This is a genomic window from Saccharopolyspora erythraea NRRL 2338 (genome assembly GCF_000062885.1).
GTDB lineage: Bacteria > Actinomycetota > Actinomycetes > Mycobacteriales > Pseudonocardiaceae > Saccharopolyspora_D > Saccharopolyspora_D erythraea.
This window is the reverse complement of the sequence record NC_009142.1, coordinates 2,383,960-2,405,564: the sequence shown is the minus strand read 5'-3', so window position 1 is coordinate 2,405,564 and position 21,605 is coordinate 2,383,960. Positions and strand designations below refer to the sequence as shown.

The following is a 21,605-nucleotide window of genomic DNA, read 5'->3' as shown; positions in this document are numbered from 1 at the left end:
CCGGGCCGTGGGCGGAGGCCGAAAGTCCTTTGGGTCGCTGCAGCAGCCCAAAAGACCCCTTTGCCCGCTGTACTCGCTGGTCAGCGTTTCAGGGCGCCCTGTCCGCGGCTTTCCGGGCGCCTGGTCCGGCTCTTTCCGGGTGCGTTGTCGGCTTTCCTACGCGCGCTGTCCGCGGCGCTACGGGCGACTGGGCTCTGTTTCACAAGCGGCGGTGCCGCTTGCGGTGTGGGACTCAGCCTGACCACCCGCGGGTTCTCAGCCACCAGGCGACCCACTACGCAAGCCACCTCTGGAACACGACCCAGTGTCTTGAGTTGGAAGTTTGTTGTATGTTTTGGTGATGGGTCGTAGAGGTCCGCGTTTGCCCGATTTGGCGTTGACGGACGCTGAACGGGAGACGCTTCAGAGGTGGGCGCGTCGCCCGAAAACCGCGCAGGCGTTGGCGTTGCGGGCACGGATCGTGCTCGCCTGCGCCGAGGGAGTGTCCAACATGGACGTCTCGCGGCAGTTGCAGATTTCCCCTCCGACGGTGACGAAGTGGCGCCGCCGCTTTGTCGCTGATCGCCTGGAGGGATTGTCGGACGAGCCCCGGCCGGGTGCCCCGCGCACGATCACTGACCAACAGGTCGAAACCGTGATCGCCAAGACACTGGAGGAGGCGCCGCCGAACGAGGACTCGCATTGGTCGACTCGTTCGATGGCGAACGCGGTCGGGATGTCGCAGACGGCGATTTCCCGGATCTGGCGGGCTTTTGAGCTCAAGCCGCACCTGGTGCAGACCTGGAAGCTCAGCACCGATCCGCTGTTCGTGGAAAAGGTCCGAGACGTCGTCGGCCTCTACCTGGACCCACCGGAAAACGCCCTGGTCCTCTGCGTCGATGAGAAATCCCAGATACAGGCTCTGGATCGCACCGCGCCGATCCTGCCGGTCATGCCCACCACCCCGGCGCGCATGACCCACGACTATGTCCGGCACGGCACCACCAGCCTGTTCGCCGCCCTGGACGTGGCCACCGGATCCATCATCAGCCAGCACTACCGGCGGCACCGCCATCAGGAGTTCCTGAAATTCCTGAAGACCATCGACAAGAACACTCCCGCCGAACTGGACTTGCACCTGATCTGTGATAACTACGCGACGCACAAGACACCCGTGATCAAGAAATGGTTGTTGCGCCACCCGCGCTTCCACGTGCACTTCACCCCCACGAGCGCCTCCTGGCTCAACCTCGTCGAACGGTGGTTCGCCGAGCTGACCAACCGCAAACTCCGCCGATCCGCCCACCGCAGCGTCACCGAACTCGAAGCAGACGTCCGCGCCTGGATCGAATCCTGGAACGCCGACCCCACACCCTTCGTCTGGACCAAGACCGCCGACGAAATCTTCCAAACCCTCGCAGCCTACTGCCAACGAATTAACGACTCACGACACTAGTCCGCGGCGACCACGTCGTTGAACAGCTCCAGGGCCTGGTCGATCGCCTTGGTCAGCGACTCCGGCTCGGTGGTCACGCCCGCCACCAGGCCGTCGACCTCGCGGAGTCCGGCGCGCTCCAGCAGCTTCTTCTCATTCGTGATCCACTCGCCCCGGTCGGCCAGCGCCGCGTGCGCGGCCTGGCACGCCGCCTGCCCGATGGCGCCCACCGTCTCGGCCAGGTGCCCGCGCTCGGCGTACGCGGCCCGCGCGTAGCCCAGCGTGAGCTGCGCCGAGTCCCACCACCGCGGCGCGGCCGCCTTGCGCAACGCGTCCGGGTACTCCGGTTTTTCCAGGTCGCCGCGCAGCGTCCGGTTGATGGCGAGTTCGGCGGCCACCAGGTAGCTCGGGATTCCCGCGAGGTGGAACATCAGCGACTCGACGTGGAAGCGCCCGGCCCGCGCCTCGGCGAGCTGGTGCTCGACGTCGTCGAGGTCGCGGTAGTGCACGTCGATCTGCCTGCAGTCGACCTCCAGCCACGCACCGCCGTTGAAGACCCCGCCGCCCCAGCCGCCGATCGGCGAGATCTCGCCCGGCCAGCCGACGGCGCGCAGGTCCTGCGGGTCGAACTCGCCGCGGTAGTAGATCGCGAAGTCCCAGTCGCTGTCCGCGCGGTGGGTTCCGGTGGCCCGGGAACCGCCCAGCGCGACCGCCTCCACACCGGGCAGACCGGCCAGGGTGTCTGCGATGTGGTCGCGGAATTCGTCGTCTCCTAGGTCCACGGGGCAAGAGCGTACCGGTCGGTCTGGCCACGGCGCTCGCGCTGAAGGTAGAAAGGACCGCGGTGCCATCTGCGAGGAGGACTGCCGTGAGCCCACTGCACGTCGAGGCCGAACCCGCGGAGCTGGGGTTCGACGCCGCCCGGCTCAAGCGCATCGACCGCCACTTCACCCGCTACGTCGACGAGGAGAAGCTGCCCGGTTACCTGGTGCTGGTGGCCCGGCGCGGCAAGATCGTGCACCTGGCCACGCAGGGCAGGCGCGACGTGGAGGCCGGGCTCCCGGTCGAGACCGACACCCTGTTCCGCATCTACTCGATGACCAAGCCGATCACCTCGCTCGCGGCGATGATGCTCTACGAGGAAGGCGCCTTCGAGCTCACCGATCCCGTCAGCGCGTTCATCCCCTCCTTCGCCGACCAGCAGGTCTACCTGGGTGGTCCCGCGCGCAAGCCGGAAACCCGGCCCGCGACCGCGCCGATGCTGATCTGGCACCTGCTCACCCACACCTCCGGGCTGACCTACGGCTTCCACAACCTGCACCCGGTCGACCAGATGTACCGGGACGGCGGTTTCGAGTGGGGCAGCCCGCCCGCGCTCGACCTGGAGGGCTGCTGCGACGAGTGGGCGTCGATGCCCCTGCTGTTCGACCCCGGCCAGGCGTGGAACTACGGCGTCTCCACCGACGTGCTGGGCCGCGTGGTCGAAGTCGCCTCCGGGCAGTCGCTGGACGAGTTCTTCCGCACCCGCATCCTGGAACCGCTGGGCATGCACGACACCGGTTTCAGCGTGCCGGAGTCGGAGGCGGAGCGGCTGGCGGCGCTCTACACCGCCGACGCGGCGGGCCGCCCGGTGCGCAACGACAGGTTCGGCCGCGTGGGCTCGACGCCCCCGCGGGTGCTGGCGGGCGGCCAGGGCCTGGTCTCGACGGCGCGCGACTACCACCGCTTCCAGCAGATGCTGCTGCGCGGCGGCGAGCTCGACGGCGCCCGCGTGATCGGCAGCCGCACCCTGCGGTACATGACCCGCAACCACCTGCCGGGCGGCGTCGACCTGGAGTCCATCGCCCTCGGCTCGTTCTCGGAGGTCGCCAACGCGGGCAAGGGCTTCGGCCTCGGCTTCGCCGTGATCGACGACCCGGCGGCGGCGAAGGTGCTGTCGTCGGCAGGCGAGTTCTCGTGGGGCGGAGCCGCCAGCACCGCCTTCTGGGTCGACCCGGCCGAGGAGCTCACCGTGCTGTTCCTGACCCAGCTCCTGCCCTCCAGCACCCACCCCATCCGCCCCCAGCTCCACCAGCTCGTGTACCAGGCATTGGTGGACTGAGACCGTTGCCGGTGCGGGCGGGCGGCTCGCCCCCGCTGTGCGCTCAGGCTTTGCCTTCTGGGCCGTCCTTCTCGACGGCATCGCCGGCACTTCCCTGGTGGTAGGCGCCGGCGCGAAGCCTGGGTCTCGGGACACCTGAGACACGGCGGGGCGTTGGCCGGGCGACCGCCCCGCTGTCGTCAGCGACCTCGTGGTCGCCGACCACCGCTGAGCCGCGGTCACCACCCTGGGTACCGGCGGAACCACGACTCGTCGCGAGGCGGGTTCGTGCTGTACTCGGCGATCTCGTCCTCGGCCAAGGTGTCGACGACGTCGGCGAGCGGCGCAGCGGCACGCAGGTCGGCCGGTATCGCCCGCACTCCGCACTCCGCCCCGATGAGCAGCCCGGTGACCGCCCCCACGACCGAGCGGTGCGCCGAGTAGTTCATGGCCAGTTGCAACGCCTCGCGCACGTAGTCGCTGGCCATCGCGCAGTAGAGAGCGAGCCCGAGCGCTTCGGCACCGTCGCTTCCGCCGTCTGGGAACGGCTTCCGCATGTCCTGGCGCGAGGCGGGAACCCAGTACTCCTGGTTCATGGTCAGCGCCAGATCGATCTTGCGCAGCACCCGCTCGGCCCCGCGGTGTCGCCGTAAAATCTCCTGGGCCGCGGTGATGCAGTCGTAGAAGGGCTGGTCGCGAATCTGCTGGTGCAGGATCACCGCGAGGGCACCGGCCGCCAAGCAGTCGTCCCGGCTGGTGTGCGTGAGCGCGGCGATGTTCGCCGCGCCGTAGAAGGCCGGGTCGGCGTCGTTCGAACACGCCGCCAGACCCGCGACCCTGGGCAGCACTGCGGAGCCGCGCGCTCGGGCCGTCGGTCGGCGCAATGACGACAGCTCGCCGGTGTCGGCGAAACGCTCCAGCTCGACGACCGTCGCCGGATCAGCGGCACCGTCCCTGTACAGGATCTCGGTGGCCACCAACCACCCGTCGGGCTGCGGTGCATGCGCGGCGTACGGGCCACCGCTGACGTTCCACCCCTGTCCCGTGGGGAAGCGCTGGGTGTGGAGCCAGCGCTGCATGGCGTGCTGGATCACGGGCGTGGGTGGTCCCGACTCCCCACGCATCCGAACGCCCAGCCTGATCAGCCCTTCCATGGTGAAGGCCATCAGCTGTGTGACCGCGGACGACCCACCCACGTCGTTCCCGAGGACGTACTCGGTGAGCACCTTGTCGCCCTTCAACTCCAGGTCCGGCGACCAGGGCAGCTCGTATACCGCCCCGGTATCGACCGCACGGCCCAGCGCATCCCCGGCCTCCGCTGCCAAGAGCGCACCGCGGAACCGCTCCTGGTACTCCGGCTCGGGAAGCGGCTGGCGAGTGTCCGGGTCGTAACCGAAGATCTCCTCCGCTCGACGATCGAAGTCGATCTGGGCCTCCAACGGGGCGTCCATGTCCACGTAGTGGAGGTTGTAGTCGCTGCCCTCTTTCCGGCCTTGTGGTTGGAACTGCGCTTGGTGTTCGTTGCGCTTGGTCCAGTCGGCGTGCCAACGGGAGAGCTTGCCGCTGAGCCGGCTACGAAGCGCCTTGGGCATACCCTTCGGTGCGACCCGTTCATCCCTCACAGCTTCTTCACCCCATGCCACATGACGTTTTCTCTACCCGACGGGTCCTGCAACACGTCCTTGCCAGGCCATCGCAGATCGCGTGACTCCCCGGGTTTCAGCCCCTCGGGCCGACCGAGGTTGCTGATCTCCCACGGTGTGGGGAACTTGTCCGAGCCTTCGTGGAATCGCGTCTCGATCTCGCGCGCACTGCGCAGCAGCTTCTCTTGGTGGTCGATCGCCTTCGAAAGGACACCGTGCTCCGCATCCGGCTGTCTCAACTGGTCATGGAGACCTGCGAGGTCCCGCTCCGCACGCGCGATCTCGTCGTGCAACCTCGGCAGGATGTGCTGGACGGCTTGCGCGTGGTTGGCGAACTCGTACCCTTGCCTCGCCCACGCGTAGCTGCCGACATCGATGTTGGCCTGGAGGCGGATCTCCTCGACCCCGGACTTGCGGTACCAGTCCTCAAGCTTCCCGTTGAACTCGCCGGCGAAGCCCGAACCGCGGAGCTCGGGGTCGTGGATCTCCAGCTTGTTGTGGGTCACCGACAAGCCGCCGTCGTCGAGCCTGTAGAAGTCCCGGATCGCTGTTCCCGCAGGCTGTCCGTTCGCATCGAGGATGTCGGCGACCATGCGGTACGAACCCGCGTTGCCGCTGACCTCCTTCACCGCGACGGTGAGGTCTCCGTACTGGCCGTCGAGCGCTTCCCTGAACGTGTGCAGAGCGCGTCCCTCGTCGAACGGTGCCCCTGGTTCCGGGAACAGCTCGTCGACACCTGGCCGATCGCCGTCGCCGCGCGGCGACGGGTCGTCACGACCGTGCCCGGGTGGATCATCGTGGCCGTCGTGGTGGCCCGGCTGGTCCGGTCCGTTCTCGTGGTCGCCGTTCCGGTGGGTCGGCACCTCGGGTTCGGGAATCCGGTCGAGTGGGTCGGTGGTCGGTGTGGTTGGCCGTTCGTGCGGTCCCGAAGGAGTGTTGTCGAAATCGCCCTGCCAAGGCGATGTGCGGTCGACTTTCTCGGCGTAACGGGGTGCCTGTTCGACGACCTCCTGGGCGCTGCCCATCGGGCCGAAGCCGCCGTCCGGGCGGGTCGGGTAGCTGGGTTCCGGCTGCCCCCAGGACGGTGTGGTGTCCGGGGGTGCGTGGTGTGCCGTGGAGGGCGGCAGGTCGTTGTAGTCGCCCCACGGTGTGGTCGGTGACGACGGCTGCTGTGGGGACGGTGCTTGCTGCCGCGGCTGCGCGGAGGGATGCTCCGGACGCGGCTGTTGCTGCGGCGCGGGCGGCTCCGGACGAGGCTGCGGCGCCGGCGGTTGCGGGCGCGGTGGGGGCTCGGGCGTGTGCCGGGGGACCCCGTCGACCCGGCCCGCCGTCTTGCCCAGGTCGCCCGCGACGTCGCCGACCTTGCCCACGCTGCGGCCCACGCGGCTGGCGATGCCCGCGCCGCCGACGATCGACCCGACCGCATCCGGCACCATCTCCCCGGCCGCGCGCAGCGGGTCGTTCTTCCAGCCCTCGACGTTGAGCATCGTCTTGCCGACCTGGTAGCCGAATCCCGCCGGGTCGGTGGCGGCCGCCTTGACCAGGCCGTCGACCTGGGCGTTGAACTGCGCGAACTCCTGTGGGTGGGTCATGGTCCACGCCGGGTTGCCGTAGGTGGTCATGAAGCCCACCGCGCCGACGACCGTGGTGCCGAGGCCGACCACCGCATCGACCGCGCCACCGACCAGCGAACCGACGCCCGCGCCCAGACCTTGCACCAAGTCCTCGGCGTTGGCGGCCAGCTGTGCCAGCATCCCCGGCTCCGCCGGCGCGGCCTCCATCGCACGCCCGACGATCCGCGCCGCCCGCAGATCCGCATCGGCCACCGCGGCCTTCGCCGCGGCGATCTCCCGTTCGGCCTGGGCCCGCGCCTGCGCACCCGGATCGGAGCACTCCGGCGGCGCCGCACCGGCACCGGGATCGGCGTTGTAGCGCTCCACTGCCGCGTTGTGCGCCAGACGCGCCTTCTCACTCTCGGCGTTGGCCCGATCCAGCGCCTGCTTGGCCTGCTCCGCCCGCGCCTTGGCATCGGCCAGCACCCGCGCGTAGTCCTGCACCGCCGTACCCGCCTCGGTGTGCGCGTCCGCAGCGGCCAGCCACCGCGGCGGCAGCGTGGCCGTCAGGTACTCCCGCGCGGCGTCGGCGGCCTTGCCCTCCCAACCACCGGCATCGATGCGCTTGAAACCCTCGCCGGCCTTCTCGAACGCCGCGCCCAGCTTCATCAGGTGCGCCGCCAACTCCTCGGCTACCGCCGGATCACCCGGGATCAGGTCCTCCTCGACCAGACCGGTGACCTGCCCCAGGTACTTCAGCTCGCTACCGAGCGAGTTCATGTCCTCTGAGAATGAGGACGTGTTCGTCCACGCCACCTTCAGCCCTGCCTCGCCTGGTGCACGCCCCCGAGAGCACGGATCGCCGCCTGATCAGTGGCCAGGTACTCCGCACGGACCTCGGCCAGCGCATCCGCCGCCGCCACACCGTCCTCGACGAGGAAGCGCGTCCCCCAGCTCCACTTGTCGGCGAACCCGATCAGCATCGCAGGCAACATGCCGCCGCTGCCGATCCGCGGAGCGTTGTCCATGCACTCCTGGACCAGGCCGTGCCCTGAGGCACCCATCGCGTCGCCGATCCCGCCGCCACCGGACATCTCCGCCAGCTCCTTGACCGCATCCCGCACACCCTGCTCGGCCGTGCGCATCGCCTGCAGATCCGCGGCGAAAAACCCGTACCCCATCAGCCCTTCCCCCCACGCGCGGCCGCGCCCACCGCGGGCACCACCAGGTCGCGTTCCACCGCGACCGACTCCGGGGCCAACCCCGCGAACGGCGGCATCGCCACGACGTGCTCACTGCCCGGATCCAGCACCAGGCCCGTGCCGGCGGGCAACTGCGGCCACACCTCGTCCAGCAGCTCAGCACCGCTGAGCCTGCCGTAACGCAGCCTGTCCCCGCCCCGCTGCGCAGAGCGGAAGAAAGCGGCCATGCGCGGCAACGACGAGAACACCAACGCCCACCCCATGCCTTCCGCGCTCACCACCGCCAGCTCCGGCGCGGCTCCGGCACCGGTCAGCTCGACGAAGACGATCGACTCCCGCAACACGCGCGGGATCTCACCCATGGCGAGCTCACCAGCACGCACCTCGGCCAACGCCAGCGCCAGCGACTCATCCACATCGGACGATGGGCCGACCAGCCCATCGTCCGGCAAAATTCCCGCGAAGGTCAGCACGCGACCACTCACCAGGCCCTCCCCCCGGAACACCTTCTGTCGCCTTTGTCGGGGAGGGACTTTAACCATCACTCGGAGATGCGCAGGCAGTGATCAACGAAACACCACCCGTGATCACCGTCTCACCCGATCGCCAGCGGGCGAGGTACAACCTCACGCCGCGGCGCGGGTGCGGGCGCTCCAGCGGCCGTCGGGGGTGGGGTTGATCAGCACCGGGTGGTCGAAGCAGGCGCTGATGCGGTCGGTCGTCAGGACGTCGTCGACGGGACCTGCCGCGAGGCGTTCGCCCTCGCGCAGCAGGAGGGCGTGGGTGGTGGTCGCCGGGAGTTCCTCCAGGTGGTGGGTCACCAGAACCGTTGCCAGGTCGGGGTGTTGGCGCCGCAGGGTGTCCAGGCTGGACACGAGCTGCTCGCGTGCCGCGAGGTCGAGGCCGGTCGCGGGTTCGTCGAGCAGCAGGAGCCGCGGCCACGGCATGAGCGCCCGCGCGATGAGGGCCCGGCCGCGTTCGCCCTGGGACAGGGTCGGCCACCGGGCGTCGGCTCGGGCGCTCATGCCCAGCATCGGCATCTTCTCCCCCGCCGCCCAGCGACCTTCGGCGAGCAGTTCGCGAAGGGCCCGCTCGACTTCGGGGACCACCGGTCCGCGCCGCAACCGCCGCGACTCCACCACCGCACCTCCTGATCATGCCGGTGCGACGCTAGCAGAAGTCCTCAGACGTCTGAGGTGTTCCCCTGGGGCGCCAGCGCCCGAAGCCGCCCTCGGTGTTGATCACCTGGCCGGTGATCCACCCGGCCTCGTCGGTCGCCAGCCACGCGATCAGCCGGGCGGGGTCGTCGGGCTCGCCGTAGCGGCCGGACGGGAACATCGGCCGCACGTACTCCCAGTCGCGTTCGCCCAGGTAGCCGGTGTCCACAGGGCCCGGATTGACGGTGTTGAGCGTGATTCGCGCGTCGGCGAGCTGGTCGGCCAGCGTCGTGGTGATCTCGGCGAGCGCGCCCTTGGCCGCCGCGTAGGCGACCTCCCCCGGCATCGGCCCGAGGCGCTGCCCGGAGGTCATGAAGACGATCCGGCCGCCGTCGCGCCCGTCGTGCGCGGCGGCGAACGCCTGCGCGAGCAGGACCGAGGACCGGGTGTTGACGGCCCAGTGCAGGTCCAGCATCGCCGCGTCCAGCTCGCCCAGCGCCCCGTCCGAACCGCTGAGCGCGTGGTTGCACACCAGGACGTCGACGTGGCCGAACTCGGCTGCCGCGGCGTCGAGCACCCGTCGCGGCTGCTCCGGTTCGGCGAGGTCGGCGTCAAGGTGAGCGAGGCGTGCGCCGTCGGTGAGCTCGTCGGCGACCCCGGCCACTACGGCGTCGATGTCGTCGGCGCCCCACGGCTGTTCGACGTCGTGGGCGCGGTAGTGGTGCAGGAACACGTTCGCGCCGTAGGCGGCGAGACGGCGCGCGATCGCATGGCCGATGCCCCGCCGCCGGCTGACACCGGTGACCAGGGCCGTGCGGCCGCGCAGCGGAAGTGGATCTCGTCGGAGTCCGGACATCGGCACAGGATGCCCGAACCGCTACGCGGGCAGCACTCGCGTTTCGCCGATGGCGAGGTCCCACAGCTCCGCGGGGTCGCGACCGGCCTCGCGCCACGCGGCGCGGAACCGGGTCAGCGGTTCCAGCACCGGCTCGCTGGTCAGGGCGAAGGTTCCCCAGTGCATCCCGGCGGCGCGCGCGGCCCCGAGGTCTGCCACCGCGCGGACGGCCTCCTCCGGGTCCATGTGCACCGGACGCATGAACCAGCGCGGCGCGTAGGCGCCGATCGGCACCATCGCCACGTCGATGCCCGGCAGCCGGCGGCCGATCTCGGCGAAGTGCGGGCCGTAGCCGCTGTCGCCCGCGTGGTAGAGGCGGCGCCCGTCCGGTCCGGTGATCACCCAGCCGCCCCAGAGGCTGCGGCAGGTGTCGCGCACGCCGCGCCTGCTCCAGTGCTGGGCGGGCACGAAGTCGAAGGTCAGCCCCGCGACCTCGGCGGTCTCCCACCAGTCGAGCTCGACGACCTCGCTGAAGCGCCGGCGGCGGAACCAGTCGCCGAGTCCGGCCGGGACCAGCACGGGCGTCGAGCTCGGCAGCCTCGCGATGGTCGGCGCGTCGAGGTGGTCGTAGTGGTTGTGGCTGATCACCACGGCGTCCACCGGCTGGGAGTCCTCCTCGTCGCCGTAGTCGCCCGGAACACTCGCGGTTCCGGCGGGCAGGTCGCCGAAGGCCACGCCGGGTGGGGTCAGCCTCCTCGGCACACCGGGAATCCGCGTCGACCACACCGGGTCGGTGAGCACCGAGACGCCTCCCGTGCGCACCAGGTAGGTGGCGTGCCCGACCCAGGTCAGCGCGGTGTCGGTGGACCGCACCGGCTGGAGACCGGTGCGCAGGACCGGGATGCGGTCGGCATCGCCCAGCGGCGCCCGCGACGGCACGCTCCACATCAGCCGCATGACGTCGCGGAAGCGCGGCAGCGGCGCGGCGAGGCGGTCGGCGAAGCTCGGGGGCCACTCGCGGGCGGGATGCGGCGCCGGGCGGACCGGACCGGACATCAGAACGCCGGCCAGGGAATCGCGGGCCATTCCCCGGACGGGGCCGGGAAGACGCCGGCTTCCAGCAGCTGGTCGATGCGCTGCACCACCGCCTGCACTTCCTTCGGCGTGATGTGCTCGGCGAGGTCCTGGGCCAGCGGGCCCTCCAGCAGGGCGCGCAGCTCGCTGAGGCGTCCGACCTCGGCATCGGGCAGGTCCTGCCCGATCCAGCCCCACAGCACCGTCCGCAGCTTGTCGTCGGCGTTGAGGCTCACCCCGTGGTCGACACCGAACACGCGGCCGTCCGGGGTGTGCAGGATGTGCCCGCCCTTGCGGTCGGCGTTGTTGATCACCGCGTCCAGCACCGCCATGCCGCGCAGCGAGTCGTGGTCGGCGTGGGCCAGCACCACCGGCGATCCGTGGTGGTCCTGCGCCCGCAGCACGGGCAGCCAGCCGTCGGGCACCTCGCCGGGGGCGACGATGTCGACGAGCTCGGAGTCCTCCTCCGTGTCGATCCACAGCTGCACCATGCCCGGCCCGAACGGCCCGTCGCGCAGGATCGTCGGCGGCACCAGCCCCCACCCGCCGGACTCCGACAGCAGGTGAGAGGCGATCTCCCGGCCGGCGAGCGTGCCGTCGGGGAAGTCCCACAGCGGGCGCTCGCCGCGAACCGGCTTGTAGACGCACTCGGCCGCCAGCCCGTCGAGCTCGATGCCGCAGAACAGCGTCGCGTTCGACGCCTCGACCAGCCGTCCCTGCACCTCGATCCGGCCCCGCCGCAACAGCTCACGAGCACCGGCCCCCTCGGCGGGCACCGGAGGCTATTCCTCGTCCGAGCGGCGGTAGCCGTTCTGGCGCGGGCAGATGTGCCCGGCGGGGTCCAGCGGCTCCGCGCACAGCGGACACGGCTTGCGACCGGCGTTGATGACCCGCTCGGCGCGTTCGGCGAAGGCCCGCGCGTGCCCGGGGCTGAGGAAGACCCGCACCGCGTCGGGGCCCTCCTCGGTGTCGTCGAGCACCACCGACTCGTCTATCTCCTCGTCGGTGACGGCCAGCAGCTCGACCACCACCGCCTCGGTCTCGGCGTCCCAGCCCAGGCCCATCGTGCCGACGCGGAACTCCTCCTCCACCGGCACCTGCAGCGGGTCGGTGTCGAGCAGTTCCTCGGGCGGTTCGGCGGGCAGCTCGGCGTCGAAGCGCCTGCGCACCTCGTCCAGGAGGGCGCCGATGCGTTCGGCCAGGACCGAGACCTGCTGCTTCTCCAGCTGCACGCTGACGGTGCGGACGTCCTCGGACGCCTGGAGGTAGAAAACGCGTTCGCCGGGCTCACCGACCGTTCCTGCTACGAACCGGTCGGGCTGGCGGAAGACGTGGATGACACGAGCCATGACACCTCCGACACTAGGCCACGGGGGTGGGTGCGTGCGCGGCCGTCCCCCGTTTTCCACGTCACCGGCGCCGCCCGGCGCGGTCGGCCGCATCCATCGCAACGCCGCTTGCTGGGAGATCATGCCCCTGGGCGGGCGACCGGGCGTGTTCGCCCATCGCGAACAGATCTCTTCTCCGGCGCGTCCGGGCCGCTGCGGATACCCTCACCGGCAGTGGTCAAGATCGCGCCGCCCGGACGGAGCACCGCCATGAGCATGCGTGAACTACGCCGCCCGCACCGCCTAGGCCCCGGCGACGCGGTCGCGGTGGTCGCCCCGGCGGGGCCGGTGCCCGCGGAACCGCTCGAGGCGGGCCTCGCGCAGCTCCAGGAGTGGGGCCTGCGGGTCGTGGTCGGCAAGCACGTGCGGGAGCGGCACCCGCGGCTGGACTACCTCGCTGGCGCCGACGCCGACCGCGCCGCCGACCTCCAGCAGGCGTGGTGCGACCCCGAGGTGCGCGCCGTGCTGTGCGCGCGCGGCGGCTACGGCAGCACGCGGATCCTCGACCACCTGGACTGGGACCGGATGAGCGCGGCGGGACCGAAGGTGCTGGTCGGCTCCAGCGACGTCACGGCGCTGCACCAGGCGTTCGCCACCCAGCTCGGCCTGGTCACCGTATTCGGCCCGATGCCCGCGACCGGGGCCTTCACCGACGACCCGGCCGCTCGCGAGCACCTGCGCAGAACGCTGTTCGAGCCCCAGTCCGTGACGATCGTGACCCGCTCCGGCGCGGACGCGCTGGTGCCCGGCCGGGCGCGCGGGGTGACCTACGGCGGGAACCTGAGCCTGGTTGCGAGCGCGCTCGGCGCCCCCGACGCGCCCACACCGCCCGAGCGCGGCCTTGCGCTGCTGGAAGACGTCACCGAGGACCCGTACCGGCTCGACAGATACCTGACGCAGCTGCTGCGGGCGGGCTGGTTCGACCGCGCCGGCGGCATCGCGCTGGGCTCGTGGACCGGCTGCGGGCCGCTGGAGGAGGTCCGCGCGGTCATGTCGGACCGCCTCGGTCCGCTGGGCATCCCGATCGTGTGGGAGCTCGGCTTCGGGCACTGCGACGCCCAGCGCACCATCCCGCTCGGCGTGGCCGCCGAGCTCGACACCGACGCGCGCCGACTCAGCATCCTGCAGCCCGCGCTGCTGTGACGCCCGTTCCTCCTGGCTGGTCAGGGCAGCGCTTTGCGGCGGGCGTAGTGCTGGCGGGCCTTCTCCCGGTTGCCGCAGCGGCGCATCGAGCACCACTGGCGGTTGCCGGCGGGTGAGCCGTCGAGGAACCGGATGCCGCAGCGGCCGGCCGCGCAGACGCGGACCGCGGGCGGCGGGTCCGTCGCGAGCAGGTCGACGGCGTCGGCGGCCAGCGCACCGAGCGCGGCCAGCACCGGGTCCACCGGTGGCGGAGCCCAGGACACCACCGCGCCGTCGCCGTCCTGGCGGATCTGCCGGGCGGCCAGGTGGCTGTGGCGCGCGGTGCGGTTGATCAGGTCGATGTCGGAAGGTTCGAGCCGCGCGCCGGATGCGCGGGCCCGCGCCGCGCGGTCGACCGCTTCGCGCAGCTCCAGCGCTGTGCGCAGGTGCGCCGACGACGGCCGCGCGGAGCCACCGGGCTCCGCCCCGAGCAGACCCGCCACGGCGAGCCACTCAGCGAGTTCGTCCGGCCCCAACAGCAACTCGCGCCCGTCGCGGTAGCGGTCGCGGTAGGTGTTGACCAGGTCGAGGCAGCGGCGACCGCCGTCCCACACCCACTCGTCCATCTCGCGCGCCTTCCCCGAAGCCGTTGTCATTGTCCAGCCCGCACGACGCGGTTACGATTCTAACCCTCTTTGGGAGTTAGGAGACCGTCGATGCAGGTCAGCGAAGAGGTCGCGAGCGTGAACGGGCTGCGCATGCACTACCGGCGCGCAGGCGAGGGGCCCGGGCTCGTGCTGCTGCACGGATGGCCGCAGACGGGGCACTGCTGGCGGCGGGTCGTGCCCGAGCTCGCCCGCACCCACACCGTGATCGCCCCTGACCTGCGCGGGTACGGCCGCACCGACAAGCCGCGCGGCGGCTACGACAAGCGGACCATGGCCGCCGACGTGTCGGCGCTGGTCGAGGCCCTCGGGTTCACCTCCGTCCAGGTCGTCGGCCACGACCGGGGTGCCCGCGTCGCCCACCGCTGGGGCCTGGACCGGCCCGGGCAGGTGGAACGGCTCGCCGTCCTGGACATCGTGCCGACCAGGGAGATGTGGCGGCGGCTGGACGCCGACCTCGCTCCCGGCTACTGGCACTGGCTGTTCCACCTCCAGCCGGATCTCCCCGAGCGGCTCGCGGGCGCCGACGTCGCGGGCTACCTGGGGCACTTCTTCGAGCACTGGACCTACAACCGGCACGGCCTGGAACCGGCGGCTGTCGAGGAGTACGTGCGGGCGTTCTCCGTTCCCGGCGCGCTGCGCGCCGGGTTCGACGACTACCGGGCGTCGTTCCCGCTCGACGCCGAGCACGACGACGCCGACGCCGCGGCCGGCCGTCGGCTGCCGATGCCGGTGCTGGCGCTGTGGGGCTCGACCGGTCTTCCGGCACGGCTGCCGATGCTCGACATCTGGCGCGACTACGCCGACGACGTGCGCGGCACCGGGATCGCCGAGTGCGGGCACTTCCTGGCCGAGGAGCGGCCGGAGGAGGTTCTGCGGCACCTGCGGGAGTTCCTGACGTCCTAGGGTGGGCGGTGGTCGAAGTCGCCGCGGAAGGGTCGTCGGATGCGTGTCCGTCCGGTAACGCCGGAGCTGCTGGTCTCGGAGCTGGTCGAGCGCATCGAGAAGTCGTCGGCGCGCTGGACCCGGGTCGCGGTCGACGGCGCGCCCGAGGCCGGGACCGGCGAGCTCGCCGACGCGCTGGTCGAGCCGCTGCGGGTGGCGGGCCGGGACGTGGCGCGGGTCCGCATGGCCGACTACCTGCGTCCGGCGTCGCTGCGGCTGGAGCGCGGCCGCGAGGACCCGGACTCCTACTACGAGTCGTGGTTCGACCTGGACGGGCTGCGCCGCGAGGTGCTGAACCCCTTGGCGGAAGGCGGGAACGGCGAGGTGCTGCCCGCCCTGTGGGACGCCGGGGCGGACCGCTCGCCCCGGCTCGACCGGGTGCGCCTGGCCGAGCGCGGCGTGGCCGTGGTGGACGGTCCCCTGTTGCTGGGCGCCGGACTGCCCTTCGACTTCACGGCGCACCTGTGGCTGCCTCCGGCCGCGCTGGAACGCCGGACGCCCGACGCGCGGCGCTGGACGCTGCCCGCGTACCGGCGCTACACCGACGAGGTCGGCCCGGAGCGGCTGGCGGACGTCCTCGTCCGCGTCGACCGCCCAGGGCGCCCCGCCATCGTCGACAGCCTCGACGGGTGAGCGAGGCGGAACCGCGAGCTGCGTATTGCGGAATGTATTACACCGGCACCATGGCGACACTGAACGTCCGAACGGACCAAGCCAAGGAGACCGCCCTCAAGGCACTTGCAGGAGAGCACCGCACTCGTTCGGAGGCGGTTCGATACGCGCTGCTGCGAACGTACCGGGAACTTCTGCTCGAACAGGCCGAGGTCACGAACAACAGGGCCACCGCTACGCCGTGATCATCCAGTCCGACCGGTTCTCCGCCAGCACTGCGGCAGTCGCGCTCACTTCGACGAGCGCAGGAGCGGCCATCTACCGCCCGGAGTTCGAACTCGATGGCACCAAAACACGCATCCTCACCGACCAGATCCATTCGGTCTCCCCCAACCGGTTCGGCGAGTTCAACGGGTCGCTGGAAGCTGACGAACTCGCCGATCTTGATCGTGCTCTCATGCTGCGCTTCGGCCTGATCCGACCGCATAAGAACACCGAGCCGGACCCGACTCGCGCGCACAGCGCCACCCGATCCACTGTGGAAACACTGCGCCGGAGGACGCCGACGCCGCACGGAACCCGGGGGGAGCCTCAGCCCGCGGCTTCGCGGCGGATGGCGGGCACCGCCGACAGCAGCGTCCTGGTGTACTCGTGCTCGGGGTCCAGCAGCACCTGCTCGACGTCTCCGACCTCGACGATCTCGCCCTGGTACATCACCGCCACCCGGTCGGCGATGTTCCACGCCAGGCCCAGGTCGTGGGTGATGACCAGCGTCGAAAGGCCGCGCTCGACGCGCAGGCGCAGCAGCAGGGCCAGGATCTCGCCGCGCACGGTCGCGTCCAGCGACGCCACCGGTTCGTCGGCGACCAGCACGCGCGGCTGGAGCACCAGGGCACCGGCGATGACCACGCGCTGGCGCTGACCTCCGGAGAGCTCGTGCGGCAGGCGGGAGAAGAACTTCTCCGCGGGCCGCAGCTCGGCCGCCTCCAGCGCCTGGGCGACCAGTTCCCGCTCGTCGCCCTCGATCCCGTGGATGCGCAGTCCCTCGGCGACCGCCTCGTAGACGGTGTGGCGGGGGTTGAGCGCACCGGTCGGGTCCTGCAGCACCAGCTGGACGTGCCTGCGGTAGTCGCGGAGCCCGGCGGCCGAGGTCGGCAGCCGCGAGCCGTCGTAGTGCACCGCGCCGCCGGTGGGCGCCTGCAGGCCGAGCATGGTGCGCGCCAGCGTCGTCTTGCCCGAACCGGACTGGCCGACCAGGGCGACGATCTCGTTGTCGGCGACCTCCAGGTCGACCCCGCGCACGGCCCGCACCCGCTTGCCCGCGCGGTCGGTGAAGTCCACCGAGACGCCCTTGGCCGCCAGCAGCGCCGACCCCGTCGCGGCGCTGCCGGTGAAGCGGAACTCCGGGTCTCCCACGGTGGGGAAGGCACTGGCCAGCGCGCGGCTGTGCTCGTGCCTCGGCGCGGTGATGACCTGCTGGGACGGCCCCTCCTCCACCAGCCTGCCCCCGTACATCACCGCGAGCCGGGCGCAGCTCGCCGACAGCACCGACAGGTCGTGGCTGATCATCATCAGCGCGATCTCGCGCTCGGTGACCAGCCGCCCCATCAGCTCCAGGATCTGGGCCTGCACCACCACGTCCAGCGCCGTGGTCGGCTCGTCGGCGATCACCAGCCGCGGCTCGCACGCCAGCGCCATCGCGATCATCACGCGCTGCTTCTGGCCGCCGGAGAGCTCGTGCGGGTAGGCGTCGGCGCGGGCGGCGGGCAGCTCGACCTGCTCCAGCAGCTCGGCGACGCGGCCGCGCAGCTCGGCCTTCGAGCGGCCCGGCGAGTGCAGCCTGATGGGTTCGGCGATCTGGGTGCCGATGCTCTGCACCGGGTTCAGCGCGTGCATCGCGCCCTGGAACACCACCGACGCGCTGGCCCAGCGGGCCGCGCGCAGCTCGCCGAAGGACATGGTGCGCACGTCCTTGCCGTCGAGCAGCACCTCGCCGCCGATCTCTGCGGACTTGGGCAGCAGCCGCAGCACCGACATCGCCAGCGTCGTCTTGCCGCAGCCCGACTCACCGGCCAGCCCGAGCGTGTCGCCGGCATCCAGGCTCAGGTCGACCCCCTGCACGGCGGGGACCAGCCCGTCGGCGGTGCGGTAGGACACCGAGGTGTCGCGCAGTTGCAGGATCGGACTCACCGTTGCCCCCGAAGCCTCGGATTGAACACCGCTTCCAGCGCCCGGCCGCACAGCGTGAAGCTCAGCACCACCGCCACGATGCCCAGGCCCGGCGGCAGCAGGTACCACCACGCGCCCGCGGTGACCGCGCCGGTGTCCATCGCCGACTTCAGCATCGAGCCCCACGACACCCGGCTCGGGTCGCCCAGGCCGAGGAACGACAGCGTCGACTCGGCGATGATGGCGCTGGCGACCTGCAGCGTGGTGTTGGCGAAGACCAGCGGCAGCACGGCGGGCAGCACGTGGTGGCCGATGATGTGCGCGTGACCGCCACCGAGCGCCCTGGCGCGCTCGATGTAGGGGCGCGCCTCCACGGTGAGCGTCTGCGCCCGGACCAGCCGCGCGGTCGTCGCCCACGAGGTGATGCCGATCGCCAGCACGATCGTCGGCAGCCCGCGGGCGAGCACTGTGGACAGCGCGATGGCCAGCACCAGCGACGGCAGCACGAGGAAGAAGTCGGTGACGCGCATCAGGACCGTCGAGGTCCAGCCGCCGAAGTGCGCCGCCAGCACGCCGAACACGGTGCCGATCACCACCGACAGCAGCGCCGCCGACAGCCCGACCACCAGCGACACCCGCGCGCCCCACCACGTCAGCAGCAGCACCGAGCGGCCCGACTCGTCGGTGCCGAGCCAGAACTCGGAACCCGGCGCCTGCAACGCACCGCCGGTGGCGCGCGTGACGTCCAAGCCGGTGTCGTCGGTGAGCACCGGGGCCAGCAGCGCCAGCACCACGATCAGGCCCAGCAGCACCAGCCCGGCCAGCCCGCCCCGGTCCTCCCGGAAGATCCGCCAGGTCTCGGCGGCGCGCGCCCGGCGCCGCTCCCGCGCGATCTGCTTCGCGGTGGCGGTCATGACTCGCGCACCCGCGGGTCCAGCACCCGGTAGAGCACGTCGGCCAGCACGTTCATCACGATCACACTCCCGGCCAGCACGATGAAGACTCCTTGCAGCAGCGGCAGATCCGGCACCCGCAGCGCCTCGAAGGTCAGCAGGCCCAGGCCCGGCCACGAGAAGACCGTCTCGACGGTGATGGCCCCGGCGACCACCAGCCCTAGGTGCAGGAAGACCAGCGTCACGGTCGGCAGCAGGGCGTTGGGGACCGCGTGCCTGCGGCGCACCAGGTCCTCCCGCAGTCCCTTGGCCCGCGCGGTGGTCAGGTAGTCCGCGCCCATCTCCTCCAGCAGCGACGAGCGCATGATCATCAGGTACTGGGCGTAGACCACCGCGACCATCGTCAGCGACGGCAGCACCAGGTGGTGCGCGACGTCGAGCACCTGCGGGACGAGCCCGTCGGGCACGTCGGGCGAGGAGATCCCGCCTACGGGGAACAGCCCCGGGATCGGACCGGCCCCGACGCCGAAGACCATCAGCACGATCAGGCCGAGCCAGAACGTCGGCACCGACCACAGGGTCAGCGCCACCGACGTCGAGCCCTTGTCGAACGCGCTGCCGTGCCGCCACGCCGCCTTGGTGCCGATCCACAGCCCGAGCACGACGGCGAGCACGGTCGCGGTGCCGACCAGCAGCAGCGTCGGACCGAGCCGTTCGAGGATCAGGTCGCCGACCGGACGGCTGTAGGTGTAGGAGGTGCCGAGGTCACCGCGCAGCAGGTCGCCGAGGAAGTCCACGAACTGCTTCCACAGCGGCTGGTCGAGGCCGAAGCGCGCCCGCAGCGCCGCGAGCTGCTCCTCGCTGACCGGCGCGCCGCGCGTCATCGTCCGCGCCGGATCGCCCGGCATCACCCGGAAGAGGAAGAACCCGAGCACCGCGACGAGGAACAGGCTCAGCAGCCCGCCGCCGAACTTCCCCGCCAGGTACCGGCCGAGCCGGCCGCGGGTGCCCCCGGAGCCGGTCGACTCGGGGGCACCCGCCAGTAGGTCAGCCACGCTTCACTCCCGATTGTCGGCCGTCTTGCGCCTGCGGAAGACGATCAGCACCACCATGACGCCGACGAGCACCACCACCCCACCGAGCAGCAGCGCCGCGGTGCGGTAGTCCGAACCGCTGGCGTCCTTGACGGCCAGCTCGGTGGGCTGGGCGCCGTAGTAGCCCCAGTAGCCCTGCTGTCCAGTGATAACGCCTTCTCCCTTGGGCTGCATGGCGAATCCGCTGAAGCGGTCGCTGCGGTAGGCCTCCAGGGAGTTGCCGTAGAAGAGGATCAGCCCGGCCGCTTGGTCGTAGAAGCGCTCCTGCGCCTGGTTGACCGCGGCCACCCGAGCCGCCGGGTCGAACTCGTTGAGCTGGCGGGTGTAGGCCGCGTCGTACTGCGCGTCGCACAGGTAGCTGTCGGTGTTCCCGCCGCCCTCCGGGCTCGGACGCGCGCCGCAGGTCTGCAGCCGCAGCACGTAGTCCGGGTCCGGGTTGGCCGACCAGCCGCTGATGACCATGTCGAAGTCGCCTGCCACGGTGCGGTCGTTGAGCTGGTTGTCCGACACCGGCTGGAGTTCGACGGCGATGCCCAGCTCCGACAGCCACCGCTTGACGAACTCACCCACCTGGGCGTCGGTCGACTCGTCGCCGTGGAGCACGAAGTCGAAGTTCAGCGGCTCGCCCTGCGGGGTGCGGCGGGTGCCGTCGGCACCGCGCGCGTACCCGGCCTCGTCCAGCGCCCGGTTGGCCGCGGCGATGTCGAAGGGCCTGGGCTGCGGCGGGGTCCAGTGGTAGTCGGAGAAGATCGGCGGCAGGTAGCCGCCGCCGACCTGGCCGTAGCCGCCGAGCACCCGCTCGACCAGCGCCTTCCTGTCGATGGCCATGTCGATGGCCCGCCGCACGCGAACGTCGGTGAGCGCCTGGTGGCCGGTGCCGATGCGGGCGCCGGTGCTGTTGGCGGCGCCGGGGTTGAGGATCAGCTCGTAGAAGCGCCGCCCCTGGCCCTTGACCTGCGCGATGTCTGGCTCGCCCTTGAGCGCGTCGAACTGGGCGGGCGTCAGCTTCTGCACGACGTCGACCTCGCCCTTGCGCAGGGCCTGCACCGCGGCGTCGCTGTTCTTGAAGTTGACGAACTGCAGCTCGGCGACCTTCGGCGCACCGCGCCAGAACTTCTCGTTCGCGCGCAGCGTGAGGTGGCGCTCGGCCTCGTACTCGACCGGGACGAACGGTCCGCTCGACACGATCGGCATCTGGTCGTTGGTGAAGCTCGAGACGTCGGTGACCTTCGACCACACGTGTTCGGGCACGATCGGGGCGTCGATGGCCAGCATCGTCGCCTGCGGCGTGCGGGTCTTGACCACCAGCGTGGCGTCGTCAGGCGCGGTGACGGTCTCGAAGTTCTCGACGAAGTTGCCGTTGGCCGTGCTGGCCGCCGGGTCGCTCATCATCCGGTTGAACGTGTAGGCGGCGTCCCTGGCGGTCACCGGCTTGCCATCCGACCAGGTGACACCCGGACGGATGTGGAAGGTCCAGGTGAGCTTGTCGGCAGAGGTGTCCCACCGCTCGGCCAGCTCCGGGATCGGCGAGAAGTCGTCCTGGCTGTAGGTGGTCAGCGTCGGGTAGACCAGCCGGAACACCTCGGTCGAGGCCAGCGTGTAGCCCAGGAACGGGTTCAGCGAGTCGAACTGCTGCTGCAACCCGACGCGCAGCGTCGCGCCCTGTTTCCCGCCGTCCTGAGCCGAAGCCGGCACCGAGACCGGGAACGCCAGCCCGGCCAGCAGGACCGCCCACAGCACGGCCAGTTTTCTGCCCACG

The 21,605-nt window shown here is 71.1% G+C and carries 21 protein-coding genes and 1 pseudogene; 7 read left to right on the top strand and 15 right to left on the bottom strand.

Annotated elements, in window-relative coordinates:
* Positions 1 to 340 precede the first annotated feature (340 nt).
* Positions 341 to 1,435 (top strand): IS630 family transposase, encoded by a 1,095-nt coding sequence (locus SACE_RS10825; protein WP_011873748.1) that lies wholly within the window; start codon positions 341 to 343, stop codon positions 1,433 to 1,435.
* On the opposite strand, the gene SACE_RS10820 is transcribed toward SACE_RS10825, so the two are convergent.
* On the bottom strand, positions 1,432 to 2,196 hold the full coding sequence (locus SACE_RS10820; RefSeq protein ID WP_009942910.1) for a nucleotidyltransferase domain-containing protein: 765 nt from the start codon (positions 2,194 to 2,196) through the stop codon (positions 1,432 to 1,434). The genes SACE_RS10825 and SACE_RS10820 overlap by 4 nt on opposite strands.
* An 86-nt stretch (positions 2,197 to 2,282) precedes the next feature.
* Here SACE_RS10820 and SACE_RS10815 point away from each other — a divergent pair, with 86 nt between their 5' ends.
* Entirely contained in the window at positions 2,283 to 3,515 is a 1,233-nt protein-coding gene (locus tag SACE_RS10815; protein ID WP_009942911.1) for a serine hydrolase domain-containing protein, read from the top strand.
* 218 nt (positions 3,516 to 3,733) lie between these two features.
* Here SACE_RS10815 and SACE_RS10810 read toward each other — a convergent pair whose 3' ends face one another.
* The 9 genes from SACE_RS10810 to SACE_RS10770 all read right to left on the bottom strand — a co-directional run bounded on the left by SACE_RS10810 (position 3,734) and on the right by SACE_RS10770 (position 12,307).
* Positions 3,734 to 5,116: an ADP-ribosylglycohydrolase family protein gene (locus SACE_RS10810; protein WP_231849970.1), complete on the bottom strand. Its 1,383-nt coding sequence runs from the start codon at positions 5,114 to 5,116 to the stop codon at positions 3,734 to 3,736.
* Positions 5,113 to 7,470 carry a putative T7SS-secreted protein gene (locus SACE_RS10805; protein WP_009942913.1) on the bottom strand — a complete coding sequence of 786 codons (2,358 nt, stop codon included), beginning with the start codon at positions 7,468 to 7,470 and terminating at the stop codon, positions 5,113 to 5,115. The genes SACE_RS10810 and SACE_RS10805 overlap by 4 nt, the downstream gene beginning before the upstream one ends.
* Before the next feature lie 38 nt (positions 7,471 to 7,508).
* Positions 7,509 to 7,871, bottom strand: coding sequence for a hypothetical protein (locus SACE_RS10800; protein ID WP_009942915.1), 363 nt, complete (start codon positions 7,869 to 7,871; stop codon positions 7,509 to 7,511).
* On the bottom strand, positions 7,871 to 8,377 hold the full coding sequence (locus tag SACE_RS10795) for an SseB family protein (protein ID WP_011873600.1): 507 nt from the start codon (positions 8,375 to 8,377) through the stop codon (positions 7,871 to 7,873). Before SACE_RS10795 ends, SACE_RS10800 begins: the two co-directional genes overlap by 1 nt.
* Positions 8,378 to 8,518: 141 nt before the next feature.
* Entirely contained in the window at positions 8,519 to 9,034 is a 516-nt protein-coding gene (locus tag SACE_RS10790; protein WP_009942917.1) for an ATP-binding cassette domain-containing protein, read from the bottom strand.
* A gap of 28 nt (positions 9,035 to 9,062) precedes the next feature.
* Positions 9,063 to 9,905, bottom strand: coding sequence for an SDR family oxidoreductase (locus SACE_RS10785; RefSeq protein ID WP_009942918.1), 843 nt, complete (start codon positions 9,903 to 9,905; stop codon positions 9,063 to 9,065).
* 21 nt (positions 9,906 to 9,926) lie between these two features.
* Complete coding sequence (locus tag SACE_RS10780) at positions 9,927 to 10,970, bottom strand: MBL fold metallo-hydrolase (protein WP_009942919.1); 1,044 nt, start codon at positions 10,968 to 10,970, stop codon at positions 9,927 to 9,929.
* A complete protein-coding gene (locus tag SACE_RS10775; protein WP_009942920.1) occupies positions 10,940 to 11,734 on the bottom strand; it encodes an SCO1664 family protein in 795 nt (264 codons plus the stop codon). The genes SACE_RS10780 and SACE_RS10775 overlap by 31 nt, the downstream gene beginning before the upstream one ends.
* A 6-nt stretch (positions 11,735 to 11,740) precedes the next feature.
* On the bottom strand, positions 11,741 to 12,307 hold the full coding sequence (locus SACE_RS10770; RefSeq protein WP_009942921.1) for a DUF3090 domain-containing protein: 567 nt from the start codon (positions 12,305 to 12,307) through the stop codon (positions 11,741 to 11,743).
* A 249-nt stretch (positions 12,308 to 12,556) separates the two neighbouring features.
* On the opposite strand from SACE_RS10770, the gene SACE_RS10765 reads away from it, so the two are divergent.
* On the top strand, positions 12,557 to 13,489 hold the full coding sequence (locus SACE_RS10765) for a S66 peptidase family protein (protein ID WP_011873597.1): 933 nt from the start codon (positions 12,557 to 12,559) through the stop codon (positions 13,487 to 13,489).
* Between the two features lie 20 nt (positions 13,490 to 13,509).
* Here the strand turns inward: SACE_RS10765 and SACE_RS10760 are convergent, their stop codons facing one another.
* Positions 13,510 to 14,094, bottom strand: a complete 585-nt coding sequence (locus SACE_RS10760; RefSeq protein ID WP_009942923.1) for a CGNR zinc finger domain-containing protein — start codon at positions 14,092 to 14,094, stop codon at positions 13,510 to 13,512.
* Positions 14,095 to 14,184: 90 nt separating this feature from the next.
* Between SACE_RS10760 and SACE_RS10755 the strand changes: the two genes are divergently transcribed.
* The 4 genes and pseudogenes from SACE_RS10755 to SACE_RS39090 form a co-directional block, all read left to right on the top strand.
* The gene (locus SACE_RS10755; protein ID WP_009942924.1) at positions 14,185 to 15,039 is read left to right on the top strand and encodes an alpha/beta fold hydrolase; all 855 of its coding nucleotides are present in this window, start codon (positions 14,185 to 14,187) and stop codon (positions 15,037 to 15,039) included.
* A 39-nt stretch (positions 15,040 to 15,078) separates the two neighbouring features.
* Positions 15,079 to 15,711: a nucleoside/nucleotide kinase family protein gene (locus tag SACE_RS10750; protein WP_009942925.1), complete on the top strand. Its 633-nt coding sequence runs from the start codon at positions 15,079 to 15,081 to the stop codon at positions 15,709 to 15,711.
* Positions 15,708 to 15,935 (top strand): hypothetical protein, encoded by a 228-nt coding sequence (locus tag SACE_RS36205; protein ID WP_143538109.1) that lies wholly within the window; start codon positions 15,708 to 15,710, stop codon positions 15,933 to 15,935. The genes SACE_RS10750 and SACE_RS36205 overlap by 4 nt, the downstream gene beginning before the upstream one ends.
* Positions 15,932 to 16,093 (top strand): annotated as a pseudogene (locus SACE_RS39090) (type II toxin-antitoxin system PemK/MazF family toxin); the annotation flags it as partial. The gene SACE_RS36205 and the pseudogene SACE_RS39090, both read left to right, overlap by 4 nt.
* A 188-nt stretch (positions 16,094 to 16,281) precedes the next feature.
* On the opposite strand, the gene SACE_RS10745 reads toward SACE_RS39090, so the two are convergent.
* Genes SACE_RS10745 through SACE_RS10730 form a run of 4 tightly spaced genes read right to left on the bottom strand, consistent with a single transcriptional unit; the run spans position 16,282 to position 21,604 of the window.
* Complete coding sequence (locus SACE_RS10745) at positions 16,282 to 17,880, bottom strand: dipeptide ABC transporter ATP-binding protein (protein WP_009942927.1); 1,599 nt, start codon at positions 17,878 to 17,880, stop codon at positions 16,282 to 16,284.
* A complete protein-coding gene (locus tag SACE_RS10740) occupies positions 17,877 to 18,773 on the bottom strand; it encodes an ABC transporter permease (protein WP_009942928.1) in 897 nt (298 codons plus the stop codon). The genes SACE_RS10745 and SACE_RS10740 overlap by 4 nt, the downstream gene beginning before the upstream one ends.
* Positions 18,770 to 19,807, bottom strand: coding sequence for an ABC transporter permease (locus SACE_RS10735; protein WP_009942929.1), 1,038 nt, complete (start codon positions 19,805 to 19,807; stop codon positions 18,770 to 18,772). Before SACE_RS10735 ends, SACE_RS10740 begins: the two co-directional genes overlap by 4 nt.
* A gap of 3 nt (positions 19,808 to 19,810) precedes the next feature.
* On the bottom strand, positions 19,811 to 21,604 hold the full coding sequence (locus SACE_RS10730; protein WP_009942930.1) for an ABC transporter substrate-binding protein: 1,794 nt from the start codon (positions 21,602 to 21,604) through the stop codon (positions 19,811 to 19,813).
* Position 21,605 lies beyond the last annotated feature (1 nt).

What these genes read in the sequence shown, in the direction of transcription:
- SACE_RS10825 (WP_011873748.1), top strand. Translation starts at nt 341, where the DNA reads ATGGGTCGTAGAGGTCCGCGTTTGCCCGATTTGGCGTTGACGGACGCT.
- SACE_RS10805 (WP_009942913.1), bottom strand. Translation starts at nt 7,470, where the DNA reads ATGAACTCGCTCGGTAGCGAGCTGAAGTACCTGGGGCAGGTCACCGGT.
- SACE_RS10800 (WP_009942915.1), bottom strand. Translation starts at nt 7,871, where the DNA reads ATGGGGTACGGGTTTTTCGCCGCGGATCTGCAGGCGATGCGCACGGCC.
- SACE_RS10785 (WP_009942918.1), bottom strand. Translation starts at nt 9,905, where the DNA reads ATGTCCGGACTCCGACGAGATCCACTTCCGCTGCGCGGCCGCACGGCC.
- SACE_RS10780 (WP_009942919.1), bottom strand. Translation starts at nt 10,970, where the DNA reads ATGGCCCGCGATTCCCTGGCCGGCGTTCTGATGTCCGGTCCGGTCCGC.
- SACE_RS10770 (WP_009942921.1), bottom strand. Translation starts at nt 12,307, where the DNA reads ATGGCTCGTGTCATCCACGTCTTCCGCCAGCCCGACCGGTTCGTAGCA.
- SACE_RS10765 (WP_011873597.1), top strand. Translation starts at nt 12,557, where the DNA reads ATGAGCATGCGTGAACTACGCCGCCCGCACCGCCTAGGCCCCGGCGAC.
- SACE_RS10760 (WP_009942923.1), bottom strand. Translation starts at nt 14,094, where the DNA reads ATGGACGAGTGGGTGTGGGACGGCGGTCGCCGCTGCCTCGACCTGGTC.
- SACE_RS10755 (WP_009942924.1), top strand. Translation starts at nt 14,185, where the DNA reads ATGCAGGTCAGCGAAGAGGTCGCGAGCGTGAACGGGCTGCGCATGCAC.
- SACE_RS10750 (WP_009942925.1), top strand. Translation starts at nt 15,079, where the DNA reads ATGCGTGTCCGTCCGGTAACGCCGGAGCTGCTGGTCTCGGAGCTGGTC.
- SACE_RS10740 (WP_009942928.1), bottom strand. Translation starts at nt 18,773, where the DNA reads ATGACCGCCACCGCGAAGCAGATCGCGCGGGAGCGGCGCCGGGCGCGC.